Source organism: Perlabentimonas gracilis (assembly GCF_011174675.1).
In the GTDB taxonomy this organism is placed as follows: Bacteria; Bacteroidota; Bacteroidia; order Bacteroidales; family Tenuifilaceae; genus Perlabentimonas; species Perlabentimonas gracilis.
Genome location: NZ_JAANIG010000026.1, coordinates 25,635 through 52,136, shown reverse-complemented (window position 1 = coordinate 52,136; position 26,502 = coordinate 25,635). Strand labels below are relative to the sequence as shown.

The following is a 26,502-nucleotide window of genomic DNA, read 5'->3' as shown; positions in this document are numbered from 1 at the left end:
AAAAGTCAAAGTATTTGGAAAAACTAAACATAATCATATGAGCAAACTTTTCGAATCATTACAAGCCAAAGGCGTTATTGTTCCCGATAACGTGAAGGATCTACTCAACAGCTGTAAGGGCTACACAGTGTTTAATACGACAGATGAACTAGCTATGGCCGCGCTGGGTGGCGAGGGGCAAAACACCTACGAAGTGAAGTACGATGTAGCCGGGAAGGGAGAGATTACCGAAGCCATAGTGCATCGTGTAACCAACGGTATTTCGGCCAACTACGTTGAGCCCTATATGCGCCGCCGCGATCCGGGCACCATGGTAATAGCCGATGATCTGCCCAGCGATAAAGCCCGATTTAGGGATAAGTACAAGTATGAGTTCAACACATTAAAAGCCGAAACCTTCGAGTGGCTTAAGAATCAGGAGTTGGCCGTATTCTTCTACTTTGCTGGTCGCGATGGGATTGGTGTGGGTGGTATTGCGATTGCCCCTGCCAATGCAGGTTTCTTTGCGCTGGGGTTGGCCATGCTTCAGCAAATTGTACCCATTGATGACCTTACAAGCGATTTTAAGGTTGAATCGGTTATATACGTTGCACCGCCCTTCCGCCATACCCACTTCGACGGGAAGCAGGTGGTTGTGCACAACCGCACCCAAACGCTTCATGAAATATACTCGTACAACCTTTACCCTGGCCCCAGTGCCAAAAAGGGTCTTTACGGAGCGTTACTCACCAAGGGCGAGCGCGAGGGTTGGGTAACAGCCCACTGCTCAACAGTTCAGGTAATAAGTCCCTACGACAATATCACCACATTCATGCATGAAGGAGCCAGCGGTGGAGGAAAAAGTGAGATGCTACAAACCATTGTGCGTGAACCCAAAGGGGATATCAAGATAGGCCAGAATATTATAACTGGCGAATCGCGATTTATTAACCTACCCATGTTCTGCTCGTTCAACCCCGTTACCGACGACATGGCCTTCTGCCATCCATCGATACAAAAGGATAATGGCAAGCTTTGGGTTTCCGATGCCGAGAACTCTTGGTTTATTAGGGTTGATAGCATACAGGAGTATGGCGACGATCCGCTTCTCGAAAAAATAACCATAAACCCCAGCAGACCTCTACTATTCCTAAATATCGACACCATGCCCGACAGCACAGCGCTTGCATGGAATCACATTGAGGATGCGCCGGGTAAGCGATGCCCAAACCCTAGGGTGGTATTGCCCCGCGAGAGTATGCCCAATGTTATTGGTACACCCATCTCGGTTGATGTGCGAAGCTTTGGGGTTCGAACACCCCCTTGTACAAAGGAAAATCCTACCTATGGTATTCTGGGCTTATTCCATATTTTACCGCCAGCATTGGCGTGGTTATGGCGATTGGTTTCGCCCCGTGGACATGGCAACCCCAGCATTGTGGGTGGCGAGGGTATGGAGTCGGAAGGTGTGGGTTCCTACTGGCCATTCGCTTCGGGCCTAAGGGTAAGACACGCCAACCTTCTGCTTGAGCAGATTATGGATAACCCCCGCACCCGATACACCCTGGTACCGAACCAGCACATTGGCGCCTGGAAAGTTGGCTTTAAGCCCCAGCTGCTCATGCGCGAGTACCTTACCCGCAGGGGAAGCGCCAAGCTGCGCACCGACCAGTACCAAGAGGCTCGCTGCTCGTTGCTAGGCTACGAGCTAAAGTACCTCACCATTGAGGGGGCAAGCGTTCCCAAGCGATTTCTTCAGGTTCACCATCAGGTAGATGTGGGAACAGAGGGCTACGATGCTGGAGCAAAGATCCTATTCGACTTCTTTAAAAAGGAGTTGCCCCAGTACCTAACCCCTGAGCTTCATCCGGTGGGTCGCATAATTATTGAAACCTGCCTTGCGAATGGTACAATGGAAGCATACAACGACATTATTCCCTTGAACTACGAATACAATTTCCCCCAAATTGGCGAGGTATAAGCTCTTGCAGGACTTATTGCGCAGAAAAAAACCTCAAGGAGGGGTTGTCTAAATGCTATTTATGCTAAATTTGGTATGGGTTTGCTCTGCAGAGCAAGCCCATACTTTACATTCAACCTAGGCATTATGAATATCGATAAGCGCATTGGCAATCATCTGCACAGCATAAAAGGGCTGATATCGGAAAGCCTTACCCCAATAGTTGAAAAACCCCTAACCAACCTTGAGCAGTGGCTTGCTAGCTACATCAACCTAAGCCAAAAACATATTGAAGAGCTTGAAGGCTTTGAGGACGAAGAGGACAGCATTAGAATACTATTGGAGCATATTCGGTTTCGCAACGATATGCTAACCGCGCTCGATGGGTGGATAGGCGACAGAATCTCATTAAACCCAAAGCAATGCCTCGGTACATTTGATGATGAGTTCTTCAGATTTATTAAAAAACTGCCCAGGCACTGGGTTGCGAATCAGCCCGAAGAAAGATTTTACCCCATTGCCACCGATGGGTCTCGTGAGAAGCTGATCAAGCTACTAAAACGAGTAGGGTTCTGGTTATACTCCACGCCCACCAAATCAGGAAATCTTGTTAGAAAAATCTTTAAGAAATCTGCCAAGGAAACCCCTCCGTGGAAGCAGAAAATCCCCATACGCAAGCTAAGCAGCTGGTACTTCGGCAACCTTTTCCTTCATCAATTTATCGACATTGCCGATGAGGCATACAAGCAAAGTGCTCTGCTGGCCAACGAAATGTGGATGGTAGATGATGAGCTGTACGAACATATCAACAAGTTTGCGCTTAACGAAATAAACAGAGAGGAGTTTACCCAGGGTTGGAAAGATATACACCAAAAGAAGCTAAGGAGCATTAAGCGTAAGGTAACTTCGCACAGAACCAGGCTGGTAAAACTGCTGACTGAAGGACTGAATTCAATTGATGAGCAGCTTATTCAACAGGTTAAGATTGGTGGCACCCTAGAGTTTAAATCGTTTAAGCATCGCGAGGCAAGGCGTAAACGCGACCTATCCAGAATCAAGAAGCGTTACACCAACCAGCTGAACAACCGGCTTAACACCCTGTACATACTGGCCGACGACTGGAAATTTAACCAAGAAATCTATGTGCTCACCACCAATGCGCAAAAGGCTGGTTTGCATTTCAAGTATAGGCTGCAAGGAAAGGCTGAAGTGGTTGGGGAACCGCTAGCAAAGATACCTGAATTTATTGCAAAGGTTAAAGAAAGCATTGAGCTAAAGGATTTGGATGAGTTCAAAAAAAGCGTTCAGCTACTAAAGTACAATGCAGGCAAAGTATTAATAAATGGTATAATCAGCGCGATAACAAATACCCTTTTCAAGCAGGATTTTCCCCTTATTATCGACGAGGCTGAGAGTAAGCTGCTTTCCGATCTTGGTGAAATGACTCAGCAACGAATCCTAGTTGAAGGCTTTGACCCCTCGCAGGCCTACCCAAGCAAAGCCCTTAGCTCCATCTCGGCCAACGAGCTGATTGAGTTTGAGATGACGGAGGAGCTAAAAAGAGCGGCTAAAAACATTAAAACCCACAGCATTGACGAGCTGGAGCAGATTAGGCTACAGCTTGATGACCTTGGTCGGATTGTTCTTTTCAACCTCGAAACCTCACTTGTAATCCTCGATGAGCAAGGGGCAGAAGGCCTACAGGCAAGCCTCGACAATGCCCTCTCGGGGATGGAGCGTGCAGCGAACAAGTATGAGGATCTAAGGAATGGATTCAAGCAGTTTATCGATGAGCTGCAAAAAGATTTTGGCGCAGCAGTCGAAGAGTTCTCCAACTCCCTTTTCGAACTAACCGATAACTCAACGGTTGAGAAAATTAAATACCGAATAGCAAAAGCAAGAGCCATACGTAGGGGCCAACGGGTGGCCAAAGCAGTAAGGCTTATCGTTCTGAGGTCTATAAGTAAAGCCGTAAGTACATACCGATTAACAAATCAGAAGGTAAACAAAAGCATTGGGTACCTAAAGGGCAAGCTGGGCATTCAGCATACAGCCAAGGATATCTCCATTGAGGTAAGCGAGTTTCTTGTGAAGAGCGAGCAAGCATTCCAAAGCTTGCCTTTTGTGTACCGTAGGCTATTTGTAAACGAGCCGCTAAAGGACGAAACCTTTTACTTTGAGCGAACCCCTGAGACAAAAGCCTTAGGGCAAGCCTACGAGAAGTGGCAGGCGGGCAGCTTTATGCCCGTGCTCATTGTGGGCGAAATGGGTAGCGGTATAAGCTCGTTTTGCGAAATGTTCTTCGAGAACCAGCTTAACCCTAAGCCCTTGATAAAAACCGTAACCCTTAGCGAACGAATCGTTAGCCAAGAGCAACTGCTAAATCAGCTTGGGTTAAGCATAAGGGGCACTGGATTTGCCAGCGCTCAGGAGTTTACTGGGTTTGCCACACAACAAGAGCCCTTTATTGTTTACCTCGACAAGCTCCACCTACTTTACATCCGCCAGCCTGGGGGATTTAAAAGCCTTAAGCATTTATTTGAGCTTATGAGCAGCACCAGCAAAAGTATATTTTGGGTATGCACCAGCGGGTTATACCCCTCGCAATACCTTAATAAATCCATTGGGCTCTACGGATATTTCCCTCTGGTTATTCGTATGGATAACCTAAACGCTGAGGAGATAGAGAGCATAATTATGCTGCGCCACAAAACCAGCGGCTACTACCTCAACTTTAAGCCTTCAGGTATCGATCTGTCCACTCGCTCGTTTGTGAAAATGAACCCCGAGCAACAGCAGGCTTACCTAAAGGACAAGTTTTTTGATATGCTTAATGGGTTTACCCGCTCGAACATTGCCTTTGCGCTGCAGCTCTGGATTAGGAGTATAGATAAGATTGAAGAGAACACCTGCCATATCAACTCGCTCGATGGGGTTGACTTTAGCTTTATTCAGAACCTGCAGCAGGATGTTGTATTTGGGTTGCATGGCCTTATACTGCATGAGAAGCTCGAGGCGCAGGAACTTGCCAACGTGCTCAATATTAATGCAAGGCAAGCCAAACTTATGCTGATGAGGCTAAGCGATCGGGGAATAGTGGTTGAGAATGGCCGCTTCTTCTCTGTTCACCCCCTGCTATACCGCCAAACGGTGCAGCTGCTAAAGGATAAGAATTTGATTCACTAGCCAACATCCTGAACCCACTGAAAAACACTATACAAACCATGAATAGAATAGCAACCGACATAAGAAGGAAAACGATAATTCTGATGCTATGCCTTTTGGGGCTTACCACAGCTTCAGGCTCCAATGCCTACATATGGCAACAAGCACAGCCAACTAATCCAGAGGGTACCGATTCAACTGTTGTAGTTGTAACAACCAAAGGGTTAGCCAAAGAGCCCCAAATCGACACGCCCACGGAGAAAGCAAAAACCACACCATCGCTCAGAGAAGAGATTACTCACCCTCCCGACGTAAAGGGAATGATATCGTTTGGTAAGATTTTCTGGTCCATCGTTTTCATTTTTATTGGTTACTTCATACTCAAGGCAATCTCTGGAATACTCTCACTAATTAGCGATAGGCAACCCAAGTATCAGCCATCAATTCGACGTATACTACCCATGGTGAAAATTGCGGGTTGGGCATTTGTAACATACATAATTATTAGCGGAATATTTCAGCCTCCACGAGAAACGGTATTCGCATTCTTTGCATCGGTGGGTGTGGCCATTGGCTTTGCTTCGCAGGACTTGCTCAAGAATATCTTTGGTGGGCTGATGATACTTTTCGACAAGCCCTTTCAGATTGGTGATAAGATTGAGTCGGGGAAGTACTACGGCGAGGTGCTTGAGGTGGGGCTCCGATCTACACGAATTGTAACCCCTGACGACAGCGTGGTTACCATCCCCAACTCCGAGATGATGAACCAGTCCATTTCCAACGCCAACTCGAGCGAGAATAACTGTCAGGTAGTAGCCGAGGTGTACCTACCCCACACCATCGATACCAAACGCGCCCGCGAAATAGCCCTTGAGGTTGCTCAGGTATCAAAATACATCTACCTAAACAAGCCCATTACCGTGCTTTTCTTTAGTGAGAAAACTAACAATCAACCTATACTCAAGATGCGGCTAAAGGCTTACGTAAACGATGTGCGCCATGAATTCCCATTTAAAAGCGAGATGACCGAACTTGTGCTCAGAGAGCTACAAAAGGAGGGACTAATCGACGATATGTAAGCGAAAAAATGATGTTTAGGTAAGGCTATTTGGGGGTAGTAACATTCTCCTTAATGTACACATCGCGCTGCGGAAAGGGAATTTCAATGCCCTTCTCCTTAAACTTTTTAAATATTGCGTAGTACAAATCGCTTTTAAGCACCCTTGGCGTTCGGCTGTACTCGTTAGTATAAATTCGAAGCAAAAAGTTTAGGCTGCTATCACCATACTCATCGAAAAGCACATCGGGCGGGGGATTTATGAGCACTCCGGGGTGTGCTTTGGCCACATCAACAAGAATTCGCCTAATCACCTCGGGATCCTCTTTGTATGACACCCCTACGGGGATATTGAACCTCACATTGGCATCATTGTAACTCCAGTTTATCACTGTATCGGACACAAACTTTGAGTTGGGAACCACAATGGTAATATTGTCGTTGGTATTAATGGTTGTACTCCTTGCCGAGATATTAACCACATCGCCTGTAAGGTTATCGAGCTCGGGCAGCTCCACCCTATCGCCTACCTTAATGGGTCGCTCAAAAAGAATTATTATTCCACTAATAAAATTGTTGGTTACGTTCTGCAGGCCAAAACCAATACCCACACCCAAGGCGCCAGCCAGAACAGTTAGAGCACTAAGGTCAATCCCTGTAGACTGAATAACCACTATTAGGCCAATAAAAACAAATATGTACCTAAAAATGGTGCCAATGGCATGGGAAACCCCCTTTTCGGTTCCATACCTTCTTAGCAAACGTTCAACCACCAGCCGGCTTAAAAGCTTAGAGAGAAAAATGATGAGCCACGACCCCAGCACAAGGTATAGCAACATACCTACTGAAATCCTTGAGTCGGAGGAAGAGAACACAGGCTTTGACAGGAAGTCAACAACCATTCGGTAAAAGTCGGAGAAGGATTCCATACTATTCAGAATTATTTACACTAAGGTAATTATTTTCTTTTTACCAAAAACCCCCTCGGCAATTTATACTGAGGGGGCAATGGAAATATTCTTTGGGTAGTAAACCTAATCCAGGGCAGAAGCAATAGCACCCTCAATTTCTCTGAAGTTGAAAGGCTTTCTGAAGTACTTATCTATCAGGTTCGTACTAAGAGCCTCGTTAATCTCATCGGTAATATCAAAGCCTGTTAATATATAATACACAATGTGCGGAAAGGTTTGCTTGGCCTTGGCAATAAACTCTAGGCCATCCATCTTGGGCATACGCATATCGCTAATAACCACCGAGATGCTAGGGTCGCTATTAAGAATTTCAAGACCCTCAACGCCCGAAAGCGCAGTTACAACTCTAAACTTCGATTTAAAATTAAGTTCAAAGAGCTTTAGGTTGATTGACTCATCGTCAACGTAAAGCAATGAAACCTTTTCTGACATACCCTTTAGCGTGTTTTAATTGTCCTAAACCTCATGTCTTGCATGCATCTTGGGGAAACAAATTGTTGCAATGCCATATGCAGCTTATTTGGAACATTTTGGTGCTTATACAGCAATTTACAAAAAAAGTTTTGCAAAATTTAGATAATCCTAACTAAGTTTAACGTTTTGTTCTGTTGTACAACAATGCTAGTGGCTACGCCATTAGTTTGTAGGTTTACTAAAGTTGAAGTAATGCCTACAACAAGTCAACAAGAAAACCTAACACCTAGTATGGAGCACCACTGGTTCTGAAGCTACCAAGAATAAAGATCTCTTTGGGTGTAACGCTTAGCACCGGAATTGGCGATTTGTTGAGCATGTGCTGTGCTGCAGTTCCAAGCACTATATCGGCAAGGCTGTCGTTCTGCTCAGTCATAATCGAAATAAGGTCGGCCTCCACATCAAGGGCATAGCTAATTGCTGTTGATGTTACATCGCGACCCTTTTGCCGTTCGAGCTTGTACCTAACACCATGATCCTTTAGATACTCACAAACCTGTTTGCAGTAAGCAGCCACCTTGTTCTCAATATCATCGCTTTCGGTGGTAGTTAGCCCTAGCACGTGCACCTCGGCATCAAATGCTGCCGCAACCTGAGCCGTAAGGGGTAGCTTTTGCCGAGTTTCGTTGGACGAGTCGATGGGGAGCACTATGGTTTTAACCTCGCGGGCTACAGAACCGTGGCGAATGGTGATAACAGGGAGATCTGATGCAGAAACAATTTTCAAGGCGTTGCTACCAATAAACAGTTCCTCGAACCCCGATGCTCCATGGGTTGAGCAAACAATTACAGAGTTATCGAAGGCCTGCGCTTGGTTCACCACCTCACGAAAAATCTTACCTTTTTTCACGATATACTCCAGTAGTTCGGGTTTATGAAGCTTAGGTGCGTACTCCTGCTTAAGTAACTCGAACTTCTGCAACGCATTTTTCTTCTCCTCCTCATAGCCTATTCGCCCCATCTCCGATGGGTACTTTTGCACATACACCATTTGCACTCTACTGCTAAACCTGTTGGCAAAATGAATGGCAAGCCTAAGGCCATTCAGCGATTCTTCCGAAAAATCGATGGGAACAATTATATTCTTCATGGTTTAATGATATTAAAGATTAGGGACTTAGCAAACTTAGCAATAAACTCATACTTTACAGGTTTTAACTCCATCTTTTTTTTGATGTTATGCAAAACAAACTACAGTGTTGTTGTTTAAAATGATGCAAAGGATTTACTTTGTGAAAACTTTTTGCCATGAATAACCTCCAAGCAGACATATACAACACAAGCACCTACAAACGCAAACCAACTCTCGAGGTGAATATTGGTGGAATTGCACTGGGGGGCTCCAATCCCATTAGGGTGCAAACCATGACCACCACCAACACCAATCAAATTGAGGCAACGGTTGAGCAGTGCATTTTGACTATAAAGGCAGGTGCTGAATATGTAAGACTAACTACCCAGGGTGTTAAGGAGGCGCAAAGTTTAGGACTTGTGAAGCAGGGACTCCGCCAGCGCGGTTACAACACTCCGCTTATTGCCGACATACACTTCAATCCGGCTGCTGCTATGGAAGCAGCACAACACGCTGATAAAATAAGGATAAACCCCGGAAACTTCTCGGATAAATCGAGAACCTCCACTTTTACTTTTACAGATGCTGAGTACGGAAAGGAGCTGCAGCGAGCCGAATCAAGATTTCTCGAACTTCTGGCTATTTGCAAGCAGAACGATGTTACCATACGCATTGGCGTGAACCACGGCTCGCTATCGCAACGCATTATGAGTAGGTATGGCGATACGCCCATTGGTATGGCGCACTCCGCCATGGAGTTTGTGCGTATCTGCAGCAAGCATAATCACCACAAGGTGGTGGTGAGCATGAAATCGAGCAACACGCGGGTAATGGTGCAGGCAACACGCCACCTATACTCCATGATGATGGACGAGAACCTGAACTACCCCATACACCTAGGCGTAACCGAGGCTGGCGAGGGCGAAGATGGTCGTATAAAGTCGGCTGTTGGCATTGGCGCATTGCTAATTGATGGCATTGGCGATACTATTCGCGTATCACTCACCGAAGAACCGGCCAATGAGATACCCGTGGCTCAAAACCTGGTGAATATTTTTGCCCATTGGCAAAATGTGAGCATACCACACGTTGATGATATCCCCGTAAATCCATTTGAATTTAAAAAGATTAATAGCAAGGCTGTTGGTAACGTTGGAGGCGACAACCCGCCAATTGTCATGGCTAATATCCAAAGCTTAAATTACGATATACTAGCGCAGTGGGGTTGGTTGTACGACAATGAGAATGGCGAGTGGAAATCTGATGAGAATGCTGCCGACTACATTTACGTTGGAGATGCTGCACCCGATGGATTGGAGAATTCGCATCAACTACCCCTTGTTGGAACAAGCAGGCTTTGTAGATATCATCTTGTTAACCTAGCTCAAGCCACACCTTCAAAACCCGCAACTGAGTTAAGTTTTATAGAAATTGATGCTATTGATATAACCCCCGAATTGGTTGAGAGGCTAAAAGGTTTGTCTGATACTGCGCTTATTATAGCTGCCAGAGATTACAACGATTTTTACGCCCTAAGAAATGCCATATTTAGCATTATAACAGCAGGGCTAACCATACCAATAGTTGCTTCGCTAAAGCTTAGAGACACCACCTCGGCCAACCTCCAAATACAAACCTCGGCCATTGCTGGCCCGCTGTTTATCGATGGCCTAGCCGATGGCCTTATGCTCACAATCAATCTGCCTGCCGACGTCAGTCAGGTCACCCAATCATCCATACGATCCACCGCCTTTGGCATTCTGCAAGCCTCTAGGGTTCGTATCACCAAAACGGAGTTTATATCATGCCCCGGCTGCGGGCGAACGTTATTTAACCTAAACCAAACCCTGCTTAAGGTAAAGCAACGCCTTGGGCATCTTAAGGGATTAAAGATTGGGGTAATGGGTTGCATAGTGAATGGCCCTGGCGAGATGGCCGATGCCGATTACGGCTATGTGGGCTCAGGCCCTGGAAAGGTTACGCTTTACCGAAAGCAGGAGGTTGTGAAAAAGAATATCCCAGAGGACAAAGCCGTAGATGAGCTAATTGAGCTAATAAAATTGAATGGCGACTGGGTTGATGGGTAAGTTTTACAACCTGTAGAATATACATAAAACCATTCTACAAGCGCCCACAATAAAAGAAAAAACCTTGCAAATACATTTGATTGCTAACTGGAACGAGCAAAATTAATTACAAAAAAAGCAAGCAAACTATCATCGGAAGGCAATCCGTGAATCTGTTAAAAAAGAGTTCATTAACTCTAGTGATGAGTTTATAGAGGAACTGGACAGAAAAATTAAACAATCAACAAGATACTTCAATTGATCTTAACTATTGTATTAAAGAAGGGGGCAGCGCCTCCTTCTTCATCAGTCTCTGTTCAATAACACGACAATTACCACAGAAGATATCGTGACCGTTTCCCATTTTTCATTAATTTTGAAGTGACACATTTCCTTTTTAACATTTCACTTCAACTGTAATGCTCAATACTAAAGACCTTGAAAAAACCCTATGGGCTACAGCCGATAAGTTAAGAAACAATATGGATGCTGCCGAGTACAAGCATGTTGTGCTTGGGCTTATCTTCCTAAAGTATATCTCCGATGCCTTTGATGAATTATACAACAAGCTAAAGGGCGATCCCCTATCCGACCCCGAGGATAAGGACGAGTACCTTGCCGAGAATGTGTTCTTTGTGCCACCAACAGCACGTTGGCAGTACCTACAGCATGAGAGAGCCAAACTACCCAGCATAGGTAAGGATATTGACGATGCTATGGAGGCCATTGAGAAGGAGAACCCAAATCTTAAGGGCGTGCTACCAAAGGACTATGCCCGCCCCGCCCTCGACAAGAAGCGATTGGGTGAGCTGGTTGACATGATCGGGAATGTTGGCTTTAACCAGCAGGGGCATAGCAGCAAGGATTTGCTTGGCCGTGTTTATGAATACTTCCTTGGTATGTTTGCCGATGCCGAGGGCAAGCGTGGTGGACAGTTCTATACCCCTCAAAGCATTGTAAAACTCTTGGTGGAGATGCTAGAACCCTATTCTGGTAGAATATATGATGGTTGCTGTGGCTCAGGTGGTATGTTTGTGCAGAGTGAGAAATTTCTCGATGCTCACGGTGGAAGAATTGGCGATATAGCGGTGTATGGTCAGGAGAGCAACCCAACCACCTATAAGCTGTGCAAGATGAACCTTGCCATCCGTGGTATTGATGCCAAGATTGAGCTGGGCGATACCTTTCATGCCGATAAGCACAAGGATTTAAAGGTCGATTACATACTGGCTAATCCTCCTTTCAATATCTCCGATTGGGGCGGAGAAAGTTTACAGGATAGCCATCTATGGAGGTATGGAATACCTCCTGTGGGTAATGCCAACTATGGATGGTTACAGCTATTCATAAACAAACTTAACCCAAGTGGCACTGCTGGCATTGTGCTGGCCAATGGCTCCATGACCACCAACTCGGGCAACGAGGGAGAGATTAGAAAGGCAATGATACAGGAGGGTGTGGTTGACTGTATGGTAGCCCTACCCACACAGCTATTCTTCAACACCCAAATTCCAGCCTGCCTTTGGTTCTTGGCAAGGAACAGGAAGAACCACCCGCCTAGTAGTCGGGCAGGCAAATTTAGGGACAGAAGCAACGAGATTCTGTTTATTGATGCCAGAAAAATTGGTACAATGACCAGCAGAAAGAACAAGGCCTTTACCGATGATGATATTGCCAAAATAACCAACGCCTACCACTCTTGGCGAAACAAGGATGGCAAGTATGAGGATGTAGCAGGCTTCTGCAAGGCAGCCACCATTGCCGAGGTTGAGGCCAATAACTTTGTACTAACGCCTGGGCGATATGTGGGCACCGAGGAGGTGGAGGACGATGGGATTCCCTTTGAGGAGAAGGTAAACGCTATAGCAGCAGAGCTAAAGGAGCAGTTTGAGCAATCCAATGAGTTGCAAATCAAGATCAAAGAAAATCTGCTGAGAGTAGGCATTAAGATTTAAAATAAATCAAATTATTGCCAATATTTTTATTTGCTGGCGTTTTTTTGATTTCTAATATTTGCCAATATTTTCTATATTTGGCAAAAATTTGTAAAGCATGCCAAGAGCAATTGAGAAAAAACTTATAGATGAATTTAATGGCAAAGAGTCCTTTAGCCGGGAAGAACTCCTTGATTTCTATCGAGGATTTGAACCTGATATAAAAGAAGGTACTTTGGGCTGGAGAATTTACAACCTAAAGAGTAAAAACATTATTAAAGTATTAAAAAGGGGTGTTTACACCATCTCATACAAACCTTTTTTCAAGCCCCAACTTTCGACAGAATCTCTAAGACTTGCAAAAAGCATTCAGGAAAAATTCTCGGATGTAAAGTATTGTATCTGGGAAACCGATTGGGTTAACGAGTTCTCGCAGCACCAATCTAACAAGCATATTGTTATTGTTGAGGTTGAAAAGGATTTTGTTGAATCGACCTACTACCATGTAAAGGACTCTTTTAATTTTGATACCTACATTAACCCCGACAAGAAAGATGTTGACTTCTATATTGCTGAAAGCAATTTTCCTGTTGTGATTAAAAAATTAGTTACACGTTCTCCAGTTGGAAAGATTATCAGCAAAAAGGCAAAAGTGCCCGTTCCTCTTCTCGAAAAAATTCTGGTTGATCTTTTTGCTGACAATAAACTTTTTTACTTCTATCAGGGGGCAGAGCTAACTAGAATCTATGAGAATACCTTAAAAAATTACACCATCAACTTCACCAAACTATTTAGCTACGCTAAAAGGCGTGATTGTGAAGAGGATATTAAGATTTTTATTGAGAAGAATATGTCGTATATGGTAAAAAACTTACTCGATGATTAGCGAGAAATGCTATACTACCCAATGGTTAAACTCTTTCAAGCAGCAGAAGGAGCATAAGAATATTCAGGTAAATATCCTTGAAAAAATGATTTATGCCCTGCATCTGCTCGAAATGCTACAGGCTAGTGGGCTTAAGTTTGTGTTTAAAGGTGGTACCAGTTTGATTCTACTGCTCGATGGCGAGCATCGCTTTTCCATCGATGTGGATATTATCTGCAATACTAACCGAAAAGAACTGGAGGAGATTCTAAACAGAATAGTTGAAAATTCGAGGTTTACCTCAGTTACCCTTGATGAGGATAGAAGCTATAAGCCGGGGGTTCCCAAGGCACACTACATTTTCACATTCAACTCGGTTTTTACAACAAAAAATCCTCCTACTATACTGCTCGATGTGCTCATTGATAGTCCCATTTACCCAAAGACTATCGAAAGCAGAATTAAGGCAAAGTGGATAGAAACCGACACCGAACTTGTAGTAAAAACGCCTACCATTGATGCAATAACAGGTGATAAGCTAACAGCCTTTGCCCCAAACACAATTGGCATTCCATATTATAAAAGGGAAATATCCTTTTCCATGGAGATTTGTAAGCAGTTATTCGACTTGGGAAGGCTTTTCGATAAAATTTCAGATATTGAAATGGTGCATAGAAGCTTTATGGCACACACCCAGCAGGAAATACAATTCAGAAGTAGTAAGGGTGAAGCAATGGGGCTTACCCCCAATATGGTTCTGTACGACACCATTAAAACCTGCATTACCCTTGTTAAGAGGGATATGAACAGGAACGAGCCCGAAAAAACGAACTTCCGATTGCTACAGGAAGGTATTAAAGCCTTTGGCACGGGTTTCCTGATGATGGGCAGCTTTAGGATAGATGAAGCAATCGTAGCAGCCTCAAAGGTGGCATATTTAGCAGCCAAGTTGTTGCAAAACGACATCGCTCCCATTGACCATTTCAAAGGACAGGATATTTCTCCATTAATCATCGAGGAGTCAAGCTGGAACTTCCTAAACAAGCTAAAGAAGCAGCCCGATAAGTCGGCATTCTACTACTGGTATCAAACAGTGCAACTACTTAAAACCAACCCACTATGAGCCACTGGAAAGAATATAAATTGGGGGAGATTGCAGAGCTAAGGAAAGAAGGCTTTATGCCAAATAGTGATATGGTTTTTCCTTATATTGGGTTAGAACACATTGAGCCAGAATCTTTGTCCTTAAATGGAATTGGGCAATCTTCAGACGTTACAAGTCAAAAATTTAAGTTTTATCCTAATGATGTTCTTTATGGCAAGCTTAGGCCGTATTTTAAAAAAGTGTACTCTCCAAATTTTGAGGGTGTTTGTTCTACTGATATATATGTTGTTAAAGCCAAGAATGGTGTAAACTCAAAATACTTATTTTATCTATTTGCTACCGATGAGTTCACACAATTAGCAAACTCAGGAAGTACTGGCACAAGAATGCCAAGGGCAGATTGGAAGCATCTTTCTGAAACTTTATGGAATATTCCCGACCTCCCCACCCAAACCGCCATCGCCTCCATCCTCTCCTCCCTCGATGAGAAGATTGAGCTTAACAACGCCATTAACCGAAACCTCGAAGCCCTTGCCCAAGCCCTGTTTAAGCAGTGGTTTGTGGAGTTCAACTTCCCCGTTGACGACCACGGTAACTTCTCTCCCCTCTCAGGGGAGATGTCTGAAGGACAGAGGGGTTATAAAGATTCAGGCGGTGAGTTAGTTGAACGCGAGCTGGGGATGATGCCGAAGGGGTGGAGGGTTGAGAAATTAAACGAAGTTATAGAGGTTAAATATGGCAAAGACCACAAACATCTTGAAGATGGAGATATTCCTGTATATGGTTCTGGTGGAATAATGAGATATGCAAATAAGGCTCTTTATGATAAGCAATCAATACTAATTCCCAGAAAAGGAACTTTAAGCAATATGTTTTTTATTAATGAGCCCTTTTGGTCTGTTGACACAATGTTTTATACAATTATCAAAACAGACTATTATTCAAAGTATCTCTTTTATACTTTAAAATCGTTTGATTTAGCATCAATGAATGTGGGTTCAGCAGTACCTAGCATGACGACTAAAGTATTGAATGATTTAAACATAATTATACCATCTGACAATATTGTAAGGAAATTTGATGAAGCAATAAACCCAATCTTTGATAATAAAGATGCAATTATTAAAGAAAATCAATCAATATCAACATTAAGAAACACCCTCCTCCCCAAGTTAATATCAGGAGAGCTAGAAGTAAAGGGCATTAATACCGTTTCCGTATGAGCGAGGCAAAAATATCCATACGCTTTTTTAACGACCGCGAGGTGCGGGCCCTCTGGGATGGGGAAAACGCCAAGTGGTGGTTCTCGGTGCTCGATATTGTTGCCATACTTACCAATCAAAATAACTATACCAAAACCCGCAACTATTGGAAATACCTTAAAGCGAAGCTAAAGAAGGAGAACAGTCAAGTGGTTAGTGCCACTACCCAGTTGAAGCTCCTTGCACCCGATGGCAAAAGGCGTTTAACCGATATGCTCGATTACAACGGCATTATAGCGTTGGGTAAAGAGTTCCCAAGCAAAAAGGCAAACCAATTTATGGAATGGTTTACCTTTAGCGACGAGAGCATCGACGGGAAAAGCAAGGCCAAAGCCTATGCCCTGTTTGATAGCTCGTTTATCGATAGCATTGAGGTTGGCACCACCAAGGGTTTGCAGCAGATACACGCATATCTGTTTGGCGGCCTGTATGATTTTGCGGGGCAAATCAGGCAAAAAAATATTTCAAAGGGTGGTTTTCAGTTTGCCGTATCTCACTTTTTGGGTAACACCCTAAAACAAATTGAGGCAATGCCCGAAACCACATTCAACGAAATAGTTAACAAGTATGTTGAGATGAACATTGCACACCCATTTTTGGAAGGGAATGGCCGAAGCACCAGAATATGGTTAGATTTAATACTAAAGAAACGCCTCAAAAAATGTGTCGATTGGAGTAAAATAGGCAAGCAGGACTACCTGAATGCCATGATGCTAAGTCCAACCAATAGTATTGTTCTAAAAACACTTCTGCAAAAAGCGCTCACCACCAAAATAAACGACCACCAAATCTTTATGAAAGGGATTGACTACTCATATTACTACGAAGAGAATGATTAAGGTAAGCGTCAATTAAACCCCAAAAAACCAAAGTGATGGTAAATGTTATAACCGAAGATAGCATTGAGCAGGTGGTAATCCAAGAGCTAATAGAACTTGGCTACACCTACATACACGGTACATCCATATCGCCCGATGGTAGCCAGCAGGAGCGTGAGTTCAGCGAGGTGGTGCTTAGGCAACGCCTACAGAATGCCATTGCCACCATTAACCCCAACGTGCCAACCGAGGCACAGGAAGAGGCACTCAGAAAAGTGCTTAGGAGCGATAGCCCCAGCCTGTACCACAACAACTACACATTCCACCGCTTCCTAACCGAGGGCGTTGAGGTGGAGTACCGCTGTGGCGATAGAATTATTGGCGATAAAATTTGGCTAATCGACTATAACAACCCCGAGAGCAACGAGTTTCTGGTGGTGAACCAGTTTACAGTTATCGAGAACAACCACGCCATTGGGCGGGCAGGCACCAACAAACGCCCCGATATCATCCTGTTTATTAATGGGCTGCCCTTGGTGGTTATTGAGCTAAAGAATGCAGCCGATGAGGGGGCAAATATCAAAGCCGCTTTTAACCAGCTGCAAACCTACAAGCAGGCCATTCCATCGCTATTCCACTACAACGCCCTGCTTATTGCCTCCGATGGCTGGGATGCCGTGTATGGCTCCCTCACATCGCCTCGTCAGTTCTTCCTCCCTTGGAAATCCATCGATGGCCGTGTGGTGGCCGATGAGAACATCCCACAGATGGAGGTGCTGGCCAAGGGTTTGCTCAACAGGCGTGTGCTACTCGACCTTGTAAGGCACTTCACCGTTTTCCATAGCGATAAGGAGGAGATTAAAAAGATTATACCCCGATACCATCAGTACTTTGCCGTGAACAAGGCGGTTGAACGCACAATAAGTGCTGTTCAACCCTACCCCAGTCCTTCCCAAAGGGAAGGGAGCGTAAACTACAAGGGTGGATTTAAATTCAACGGGTTACTAAAAGAAGCAAGGGAACTTAGAAAAAAACAAACTCCTGCTGAAGAGGTTTTTTGGCAAATTGTAAGAAACAAAAAATTTCTAGGTTTAAAGTTTAGAAGACAACATCAAATAGGTCATTATATTGTAGATTTTTATTGCAATGAACATAAACTTATTATTGAGTTAGACGGCTCTGTCCACGATACAGAAGAACGAATTAAAAAAGATATAAAAAGAGACAAATATTTAAGTAGCATTGGAAACAAAATCATTCGTTTTAGAAACGAGAGAATTTTGAATGATATTGAAAATGTTCTTATTGAGTTAGAAAATATCATCTTTTCAAATCCAATCCCACCAAACCCAACTAGCACACTAGATACAAAAAATGAAAATTCAGTCACATCAGCACTTCCTTATACCACTGGCGCAGGGGGTGAGTTCTCATCAACAACCCTACCCCCTTCCCCCCTTGGGGGAAGGGACGGGGTTGGGGGTAACGGCCGTATAGGCGTTATCTGGCACACTCAGGGCAGTGGCAAGAGCCTAACCATGGTTTTCTATGCTGGCAAAATTGTGCTATCGCTCAATAACCCAACCCTTGTGGTGCTAACCGATAGGAACGATTTGGATGAGCAGCTTTTCGATACCTTCTCACTTAGTCAGGATTTGCTCCGCCAAACCCCAGTACAGGCAACCGACAGGGAGGATTTAAAGAAACGGCTAAAGGTATCATCAGGCGGAATTGTTTTTACCACCATACAGAAGTTTTTGCCCGAGACCATTGAGAAGATAGACCTTGGCAATGGCAAAACCAAGAGCATAAAGGGTCAGTATGAAAAGCTATCGGATAGGAAAAACATTGTGGTTATTGCCGATGAAGCCCACCGAAGCCAGTACGATTTTATGGATGGCTTTGCCCGACACATGAGGGATGCCCTGCCCAACGCCTCGTTTATTGGTTTTACAGGCACACCCATTGAGAAAACCGATAAAAACTCCCAAGCCGTTTTTGGCGATTATATCGATGTGTATGATATTCAGCAGGCCGTTGACGATGGGGCAACCGTTAGGGTTTACTATGAGAACCGCTTGGCAAAAATCGACCTAAAGGAAGAGGAAAAGCCAAGGATAGATACTGAGTTTGAGGAGCTAACCGAGAGCGAGGAGCTAACCAACCGCCAGAAGCTAAAGGCTAAGTGGGCAAGGTTAGAGGCCATTGTGGGCAGTGAGCATAGAATACAGGAAGTTGCCAAGGATTTGGTTACCCACCTTGAGCAACGAACCTCAACCCTCAACGGCAAGGCAATGTTTGTGTGTATGAGCCGAAGGATATGTGTTGAGCTGTATGCTGCCATAGTCAAACTTCGTCCTGAATGGCATTCTGATGATGACGACAAGGGCATGGTAAAGGTGGTTATGACAGGCTCATCGTCCGACCCACTCCATTGGCAAAAGCATATCCGAAGCAAAGAGAAACGGAAGGATATTGGCAACCGAGTAAAAGACCCCAACGATCCCATAAAACTAGTTTTAGTCCGCGATATGTGGCTCACTGGTTTTGATGCTCCCTGCCTGCACACCCTCTATATTGATAAACCCATGAGAGACCATAACCTTATGCAGGCCATTGCAAGGGTTAACCGTGTGTTTAAGGATAAGGAGGGCGGTTTGGTAGTCGATTACATTGGCATTGCCTCCGACCTTAAAAAAGCCCTATCGGTTTACACCGAGAGTGGCGGTCAGGGTAAACCCACCTTCGACCAGCAAGAGGCTGCCGAGGTGATGATGGGCAAGTATGAGGTGGTAGCACAGTTGTTCAGCGAGCAACCCACTGATACAACCCTTGTCAAAGGGTTTGATTACAAACGATTCTTTGGGCTAACGCCCAAGGAGAAACTGGCTTTCCCCATCGATGCAGCAAACTATATCCTCTCCCTCGACAATGGCAAGGAACGCTATACCAACGCTGTGGTAGCCCTAACCAAGGCATTTGCCATATCGGTACCACACCCCTACACCGAGGAGATTAGGGATGAGGTGGCGCTATTCCAAGCCATCAAAACAAGGATTGTTAAGGTTACCCAAAGCAAAAAGCAACTCTCCGACGATGAGATTGACACCGCCATTAGGCAAATCCTCTCCGATGCCATTGTTACCGATGAGGTGGTAGATATCTTTGATGCAGCAGGGCTAAAGAAACCCGATATATCCATCCTCTCCGATGAGTTCTTGGCCGAGGTCAAGGGAATGAAGCATAAGAACCTTGCCTTAGAGTTGCTTAAAAGGCTCTTAAGGGACGAGGTAAAGGTAAGGATGAGGGTGAACCTTGTTGAGTCGAGAAAGTTCTCAGAAATGCTCGACGATGCCGTTAGACGATATCAAAACAACCTACTCACCTCAATGGAGGTGATTGAGGTAATGATTGAGCTGGCCAAGGAGATAAAGGCAGCCGACCGCCGGGGCGAGGAACTGGGGTTAGATTTTAGGGAGTATGCCTTTTACTCTGCCCTTGAGGTTAACGACAGTGCCGTTAAGGTTTTAGGTGATGAGGTGCTAAGGCACATTGCACAGGAGCTAGTTGAAACCGTAAGGAAAAACACCAGCATCGACTGGACAGTAAGGGAGAACGTTCAGGCCAAGATGAGAAGAGAGGTTAAAAGATTACTCAGGAAGCATGGCTACCCACCCGACCTACAGGCCAAAGCCACCGAAACGGTACTTGAACAGGCCAAAATGATGGCCGATAGGCTATCGGAAACCGATGCCAAGCAGTACCCTTTTGCTGATAGCAAAAAGGATTATGGTTTGGCTGCTGAGGGGGAATAAGTTTTAGGTGCTAAATAGCATTATTAAGGCCATTAAATATAATCTAATACCATATTTTTGAATTATCATTTATCTAAAATAGACACTTATAGACAACAAATTTCAGAATATGGCCATAGGAGTAAAAACAGGAGGAAGACAAAAGGGAACTTCAAACAAAGTAACTACAGACTTAAGGCAGTTACTAAAAGAATTTGTAACAGAAGAACTTAACAAGGTAGACTCGTTGCTAGAGCAAGTTGAAGCAAAGGATAGGCTAGAACTGCTTATCAAACTACTACCCTATACCTTGCCAAGGTTTTAACAGGTAGCCGTTTATGATGAACAAAAGTCATCTGGGGTCAATATATTCAAAGCCCCTAAAAAGTCAGGACTTACTCAACAAACTTGATGGCACATATAAAAACCCTCAAGAATCTTTTCACTAGTTTTCACAAAAACCGTCCCTCAAACGTCCCCCAATAAAAAGAAAACCCTTGCAAGTTAAGCACTTACAAGGGTTTTTAGTAGCGGGGGCAGGACTCGAACCTGCGGCCTTTGGGTTATGAGCCCAACGAGCTACCAACTGCTCCACCCCGCAATATAATATGTTAAGTTTAAAAGAACTTTCGCCGTTATTGCGGTGCAAAGGTAGAAAAAAATTACAACCCCACAAACTATATCGAAAAACTTTTTGTTTTATCAACATAAATAATTTCCAGTAGAAACTCCCAAAAACTTCGGTATGCAAATCGTTGTTGTTACCAAGGGTACTTTCCCGCGCCAAAGTTTAAGGAGTAATTAACAAAATTTAATAGGATGTGGGGCTCTATTTACAGCAGATTGCAATTTGGCATCAAAGGCTTACAGTAAAAAAAGCTATATTTGCACCAATTCGAACAAAAGGTTATGGCTAAGGACACATCGAAGAAGAAGTACATCCACAGGCTGAAAAACAAATATCGGCTTAGCATATACAACGACCAGACTTTTGAGGAAGTGCTAGTTATGCGCTTATCGAGGCTGAACGTAATTGCTATAGTTGGAGGGACGGCCATCCTGCTTGTAGCGTTGGTTACTGTGCTAATTGCTTTTACTCCAATCCGCGAGTTTATCCCTGGCTACCCCGATGGCACCACACGCAGGCATATTGTGGAGAATGCGCTAAAAACCGATAGCTTAGAGCGAGAACTTCAGCAGTGGAAAATCTACCTGGGCAATTTACATACAATACTTAGGGGTGATAGCCCCGACAATTTGGAGAGCATCCCCGACACATCAATTAGGTATAGCGAGATAAGCTTTTCTCGATCGATGGAGGACTCACTCTTACGTATGCAAATTGAAACGGAAGAACTGTACAACCTCTCTGTAATGGACACGAAAAACGATAGGGGCAACCTAACACGTCTGCACTTTTTCCCTCCCGTTAAAGGTGTTATCACCAACTCGTTCAATGCAAGGCTCGGACACCTGGGTGTTGATGTGGTAGCCCCACCCAACGAAGTAATTGTGGCCATTGCCGATGGTACGGTCACCCTCTCGAGCTGGACTTTGGAAACGGGTTATGTTATACAAATTCAGCATGAAAACAATTTGCTTTCGGTATACAAGCACAACAGCAAGCTGTTGAAGCAATCGGGGGCACAGGTTAAAGCTGGCGAGGCCATTGCTATTATTGGCAACTCGGGCGAGCTAACCACAGGCCCACACTTGCACTTTGAGCTTTGGCACAATGGAGCCCCAATAAATCCTGAGCAATACATTGTTTTCTGATGATTTTCAACTGTAAACACTCCCAACCATAATGAAAAGGCGTATAGCCATTTTGGGCTCAACAGGATCGATAGGCACGCAGGCATTAGATGTGATAAGCGCCCACCAACACCTTTTTCAGGTGGAGGTTCTTACCGCCCATAACAATTCACAGCTACTAATAAGCCAAGCCCTAAAGTACAAACCCAACGTGGTGGTTATAGGTAACAAAGACCTTTACACCGAGGTTATGGTTGCTCTGGAGAATGAGGATATTAAAGTTTTTGCCGGACACGATGCCATAGCACAGGTGGTAGAAATGGAAACCGTTGATATGGTGCTCACCGCCATGGTGGGGTACTCAGGGCTACTACCCACCATTCGTGCCGTGAAGGCCCAAAAGCCCATCGCCCTTGCCAACAAGGAAACCCTTGTGGTGGCTGGGGAACTCATAATGGGAATGGCCAAGGAGTATAACGTTCCCATAATACCTGTTGACTCTGAACACTCTGCCATCTTCCAGTGCCTGGTGGGCGAGAATAATCCCATTGAGAAGATTATACTCACCGCTTCGGGAGGACCATTTCGAAACCTATCGCCCAAGCAGCTGGCACAGGTTACCCGTGCCGACGCTCTAAATCATCCAAATTGGTGCATGGGCAACAAAATAACCATCGACTCGGCCACGCTAATGAACAAGGGCTTTGAGGTGATTGAAGCCAAGTGGCTGTTCAATCTTAGGCCTGAGCAAATAGATGTGGTGGTTCATCCCCAGTCGATAATCCACTCCATGGTGCAATTCGAGGACGGATCGATAAAGGCACAAATGGGGCTTCCCGATATGAAGTTGCCAATACAGTATGCACTGGCCTTTCCCAAACGCCTAAAATCGGACTTCCCTCGGTTCTCATTTCTAAGCTACCCTAACCTAACGTTTGAAGAACCCGATACCGATAGGTTTCCTGCATTAGACTTTGCCCGCGAGGCAATGGTTAAAGGTGGAAATATGCCCTGCATACTAAACGCATCGAACGAAATTGCAGTTGAGGCATTTCTCAACGAAAAGATTAGCTTCCTAAAAATGGCCGACATGGTGGAGGCCTGCCTAGGGAAACAACCCTTTATTGCACACCCAACCTACGACGATTATCTACTAACCGACAAATCGACACGTGAGTTCGCCTACTCACTTTTGTAAAGCATATATCAGCAAACGTAAAACATATACACATAATCACTGTTCATTAAGAAAAAAAGAAAATGGGAATTTTTAATCAAATAGTTCAGTTTATTCTAAGCCTATCAATTCTGGTATTTTTGCATGAATTGGGGCACTACTTCTTTGCACGCCTATTCAACACTAGAGTTGAAAAGTTCTACCTGTTTTTCAACCCCTGGTTTTCGCTTTTTAAACTTAAAAAGGGCGATACAGAGTACGGTATAGGTTGGCTACCCTTGGGTGGATATGTAAAAATATCGGGGATGATTGACGAGTCGATGGATACCGACCAGATGAGCACTCCGCCAAAACCTTGGGAGTACCGATCGAAACCCGCTTGGCAACGTTTCTTAATCATTTCGGGTGGGGTTCTCGTTAACTTTTTGTTAGCCATTGTTATATACACCGCAGTTCTATACACCTGGGGCGAAGAATTTTTACCCACCAAAAATGTAACCCATGGCGTTTACTGCGATCCACTAGCAGAAGAAATTGGCTTTATAAATGGGGACAAGATATTAAGTGTGGACGGAAAAGAGGTTGAATCGTTTAGCCAAATTCCCTTGGCAATTATTATCGATGGAGCAAAAGTGGTAGCCGTTGAACGCAAGGGTGAAATAGTGGACGTATCGATTGATCCGGCTTTTATACCCCAGCTACTGAAAACGCAAATGCTTTTTCAGCCACGAACCCCACTGGTAATTGAATACGTTGCTGAGGGATCGGCAGCTGAAAGTTCCGATATTCGCGTAGGCGACAAGCTCCTTGCCATAAACGGCCAAAGGGCTCTATACTTCGATGAGTTCCGCAACGCCGTAATGAGCAGCCCTAACGAAACACTACTCATAACCATGGAGCGCAACGGTTCACCCATAGAACTTGATGTTGCAGTACCCGAAACCGGAATGGTGGGCATTGCCCCCATGAGCCCCTACAGCTACTACGAGCTGGAAAGAATTGAATACTCACTAATTGGCGCTATCCCTGCAGGCATAAAGAGCGGAGTTGATACCTTTAGCAGCTACATCAAGCAGCTCAAACTGGTTTTCTCGCCCAAAACCAAGGCCTACGAATCGGTAGGTGGTTTTATTACCATCGGTAGCATCTTCCCCAAAACATGGAACTGGCATTTCTTCTGGAACCTTACCGCATTTATATCAATTGTACTAGCGATTATGAATATGCTCCCCATCCCTGCACTTGACGGGGGCCATATGCTATTCCTTGTTTACGAGATGGTATCGGGCCGTAAGCCCAGCGATAAGTTTATGGAGTATGCGCAGATTATGGGAATGGTATTTATCCTGGCTCTATTTGTATTTGCCAACGCCAACGACGTGATTAAACTTTTTAGATAAACCTATTGCATTTCAATAGTTGCTGCTAAATTTGTGGCAGATGAAAAACGGTTGAAAGACACAACTAACACTAAAGCCATGACAAACTTTGTAATAGCCGGTGTTCCCGGGGTTTGGCAAATCGTACTGATTATTGCCATAGTTCTTCTATTCTTTGGTGGGAAAAAGATTCCCGAGCTCATGCGAGGCCTGGGTAAGGGAGTTGGCGAATTCAAAAAGGGGATCCGCGAGGGCGAAGATCAAGAAGACACCCTGGACAAGGATCAGGAGCATAAATAGATTTTAATTAGGGAAAGAGAGCTGGGATGCGAAGCCACCAACTGCTAATCGCAATTATTGCTGTAGCATTACCCCTTGGGGTTTGGAGTAACCCAACCCCTACAGGTGGTGCTATCCGAAGCCGTGGCATTGGGTGTGGAATAATTCAAAATCTCGATAGCCTAAAGAATCTCACTGCACCATTTACTAGTACTGGACACAATACCGATGGTACCTACCCCACCTTTCCCGATCTGGTGTACGAGGTGAGGATAGCTGCCATCGACAACCTCTCTCCCATCGAGTTCGATTACAACGAGCATGTAAAACGATATATCGACATTTACTCCATTGAGCGCAGGGAGCAGGTTTCGCAAATGCTGGGGTTAGCACAACTTTACTTCCCCCTATTCGATGAGCTGCTCGATAAGTACCAACTTCCGCTTGAGCTAAAATACCTTGCCGTGGTGGAATCTGCACTAAACCCATTGGCTGTTTCAACCAGCGGTGCCGTTGGGCTTTGGCAGTTTAAAATTAACACCGGTAGGATGTTCGACCTTGAGGTAAACAGCTACATCGATGAGCGAATGGATCCAGAAAAATCGACCGAAGCAGCCTGTCTTTACCTCAAGTATCTGTATCGAATTTTCAACGACTGGCATTTGGTAATGGCCGCCTACAACGCTGGACCAGGGGTTGTTCGTAACGCCATTTTCCGCTCTGGTGGCGAAACTAACTTTTGGAAGCTACTTAACCACCTGCCCGAAGCCGCTCAAAACTATGTGCCTGCTTTTGTTGCCGCTGCCTACATCATGCAACACGCCCATGAGCACAACATTGTGAGCGCTATGCCTACAGCCCAGTATATGGAAACGGATACAGTGGTTGTAACAAAAACGGTTACCCTTCAGGCCATTGCACAGCACACCAACATACCTGTTGATTACCTTCGGTTTTTAAACCCTAAGTACAGGCGAGGTGTTGTACCCGAGAACGACAAAGGAAACTCAATTCGGTTACCCATATCGGAGGTGCAAAACTACCTGGAGCATGAACAGGACATTCTTGGCTCTACTCCCAGCCATATGACCTTTCACGACATTCTGGCCAAGGCCGGTAGTACTGAGAATAGGGTAAGAACTATTCACATTGTTCAGCCTGGCGACTATCTGCATAAAATTGCTGTTAGGTATAATTGCACCATTGATGACATTAACATTTGGAATTCCAATATGAGCCCCGACCTTGCCATTGGGCAACAGATTACCCTTTGGGTCGATAAGCAAACCTATGACCTGATACAGCTACCAACCGTAGGCTTTTAGCCATTACCAAAAATTGTTATATCTTAGCACCAAGCAAACTATAAATCATTATTAAAAAATCACCC

At 44.6% G+C, this 26,502-nt stretch carries 19 protein-coding genes and 1 tRNA gene; 16 read left to right on the top strand and 4 right to left on the bottom strand.

Going from position 1 to position 26,502, the window contains the following annotated elements; all coding sequences use genetic code 11:
- Window positions 1–37: 37 nt before the first annotated feature.
- The 3 genes from G8O23_RS11725 (at window position 38) to G8O23_RS11715 (ending at window position 6,183) form a co-directional block, all read left to right on the top strand.
- On the top strand, window positions 38–1,960 hold the full coding sequence (locus tag G8O23_RS11725) for a DUF4914 family protein (protein WP_166365018.1): 1,923 nt from the start codon (window positions 38–40) through the stop codon (window positions 1,958–1,960).
- Between the two features lie 75 nt (window positions 1,961–2,035).
- Window positions 2,036–5,125, top strand: coding sequence for an ATP-binding protein (locus tag G8O23_RS11720; RefSeq protein WP_166365016.1), 3,090 nt, complete (start codon window positions 2,036–2,038; stop codon window positions 5,123–5,125).
- 38 nt (window positions 5,126–5,163) lie between these two features.
- Window positions 5,164–6,183 carry a mechanosensitive ion channel family protein gene (locus G8O23_RS11715; protein ID WP_219932501.1) on the top strand — a complete coding sequence of 340 codons (1,020 nt, stop codon included), beginning with the start codon at window positions 5,164–5,166 and terminating at the stop codon, window positions 6,181–6,183.
- Between the two features lie 25 nt (window positions 6,184–6,208).
- Here G8O23_RS11715 and G8O23_RS11710 read toward each other — a convergent pair whose 3' ends face one another.
- From G8O23_RS11710 to G8O23_RS11700, 3 genes are all read right to left on the bottom strand, one after another.
- Window positions 6,209–7,090 (bottom strand): mechanosensitive ion channel family protein, encoded by an 882-nt coding sequence (locus G8O23_RS11710; RefSeq protein WP_166365014.1) that lies wholly within the window; start codon window positions 7,088–7,090, stop codon window positions 6,209–6,211.
- Between the two features lie 105 nt (window positions 7,091–7,195).
- On the bottom strand, window positions 7,196–7,564 hold the full coding sequence (locus G8O23_RS11705) for a response regulator (protein WP_166365012.1): 369 nt from the start codon (window positions 7,562–7,564) through the stop codon (window positions 7,196–7,198).
- Window positions 7,565–7,832: 268 nt separating this feature from the next.
- A complete protein-coding gene (locus tag G8O23_RS11700) occupies window positions 7,833–8,696 on the bottom strand; it encodes a universal stress protein (RefSeq protein WP_166365010.1) in 864 nt (287 codons plus the stop codon).
- Between the two features lie 158 nt (window positions 8,697–8,854).
- Here G8O23_RS11700 and ispG point away from each other — a divergent pair, with 158 nt between their 5' ends.
- The 8 genes from ispG (at window position 8,855) to G8O23_RS11660 (ending at window position 20,847) form a co-directional block, all read left to right on the top strand.
- Window positions 8,855–10,765, top strand: a complete 1,911-nt coding sequence (gene ispG / locus G8O23_RS11695) for a (E)-4-hydroxy-3-methylbut-2-enyl-diphosphate synthase (protein ID WP_166365008.1) — start codon at window positions 8,855–8,857, stop codon at window positions 10,763–10,765.
- Between the two features lie 398 nt (window positions 10,766–11,163).
- Entirely contained in the window at window positions 11,164–12,699 is a 1,536-nt protein-coding gene (locus G8O23_RS11690; protein ID WP_166365006.1) for a class I SAM-dependent DNA methyltransferase, read from the top strand.
- Between the two features lie 97 nt (window positions 12,700–12,796).
- Window positions 12,797–13,564, top strand: a complete 768-nt coding sequence (locus tag G8O23_RS11685; RefSeq protein ID WP_166365004.1) for a DUF6577 family protein — start codon at window positions 12,797–12,799, stop codon at window positions 13,562–13,564.
- On the top strand, window positions 13,557–14,666 hold the full coding sequence (locus tag G8O23_RS11680; protein ID WP_166365002.1) for a nucleotidyl transferase AbiEii/AbiGii toxin family protein: 1,110 nt from the start codon (window positions 13,557–13,559) through the stop codon (window positions 14,664–14,666). Before G8O23_RS11685 ends, G8O23_RS11680 begins: the two co-directional genes overlap by 8 nt.
- A complete protein-coding gene (locus G8O23_RS11675) occupies window positions 14,663–15,871 on the top strand; it encodes a restriction endonuclease subunit S (protein WP_166365000.1) in 1,209 nt (402 codons plus the stop codon). Before G8O23_RS11680 ends, G8O23_RS11675 begins: the two co-directional genes overlap by 4 nt.
- Window positions 15,868–16,749 carry a protein adenylyltransferase Fic gene (fic, locus tag G8O23_RS11670; protein ID WP_166364998.1) on the top strand — a complete coding sequence of 294 codons (882 nt, stop codon included), beginning with the start codon at window positions 15,868–15,870 and terminating at the stop codon, window positions 16,747–16,749. Before G8O23_RS11675 ends, fic begins: the two co-directional genes overlap by 4 nt.
- A gap of 35 nt (window positions 16,750–16,784) precedes the next feature.
- Window positions 16,785–20,543 (top strand): HsdR family type I site-specific deoxyribonuclease, encoded by a 3,759-nt coding sequence (locus G8O23_RS11665; RefSeq protein WP_166364996.1) that lies wholly within the window; start codon window positions 16,785–16,787, stop codon window positions 20,541–20,543.
- A 109-nt stretch (window positions 20,544–20,652) separates the two neighbouring features.
- A complete protein-coding gene (locus G8O23_RS11660) occupies window positions 20,653–20,847 on the top strand; it encodes a hypothetical protein (protein ID WP_166364994.1) in 195 nt (64 codons plus the stop codon).
- Window positions 20,848–21,050: 203 nt separating this feature from the next.
- Here the strand turns inward: G8O23_RS11660 and G8O23_RS11655 are convergent.
- Window positions 21,051–21,123: transfer RNA gene (locus G8O23_RS11655), tRNA-Met, on the bottom strand.
- 308 nt (window positions 21,124–21,431) lie between these two features.
- Here G8O23_RS11655 and G8O23_RS11650 point away from each other — a divergent pair.
- The 5 genes from G8O23_RS11650 (at window position 21,432) to G8O23_RS11630 (ending at window position 26,437) form a co-directional block, all read left to right on the top strand.
- Window positions 21,432–22,298 carry a M23 family metallopeptidase gene (locus G8O23_RS11650; RefSeq protein ID WP_166364992.1) on the top strand — a complete coding sequence of 289 codons (867 nt, stop codon included), beginning with the start codon at window positions 21,432–21,434 and terminating at the stop codon, window positions 22,296–22,298.
- 31 nt (window positions 22,299–22,329) lie between these two features.
- Window positions 22,330–23,475, top strand: a complete 1,146-nt coding sequence (locus G8O23_RS11645) for a 1-deoxy-D-xylulose-5-phosphate reductoisomerase (RefSeq protein WP_166364990.1) — start codon at window positions 22,330–22,332, stop codon at window positions 23,473–23,475.
- Window positions 23,476–23,537: 62 nt separating this feature from the next.
- Window positions 23,538–24,854, top strand: a complete 1,317-nt coding sequence (gene rseP, locus G8O23_RS11640; protein WP_166364988.1) for an RIP metalloprotease RseP — start codon at window positions 23,538–23,540, stop codon at window positions 24,852–24,854.
- Window positions 24,855–24,932: 78 nt separating this feature from the next.
- Complete coding sequence (locus G8O23_RS11635) at window positions 24,933–25,133, top strand: Sec-independent protein translocase subunit TatA/TatB (protein ID WP_166364986.1); 201 nt, start codon at window positions 24,933–24,935, stop codon at window positions 25,131–25,133.
- 26 nt (window positions 25,134–25,159) lie between these two features.
- A complete protein-coding gene (locus G8O23_RS11630) occupies window positions 25,160–26,437 on the top strand; it encodes a lytic transglycosylase domain-containing protein (protein ID WP_166364984.1) in 1,278 nt (425 codons plus the stop codon).
- The last annotated feature ends 65 nt before the right edge of the window (window positions 26,438–26,502 follow it).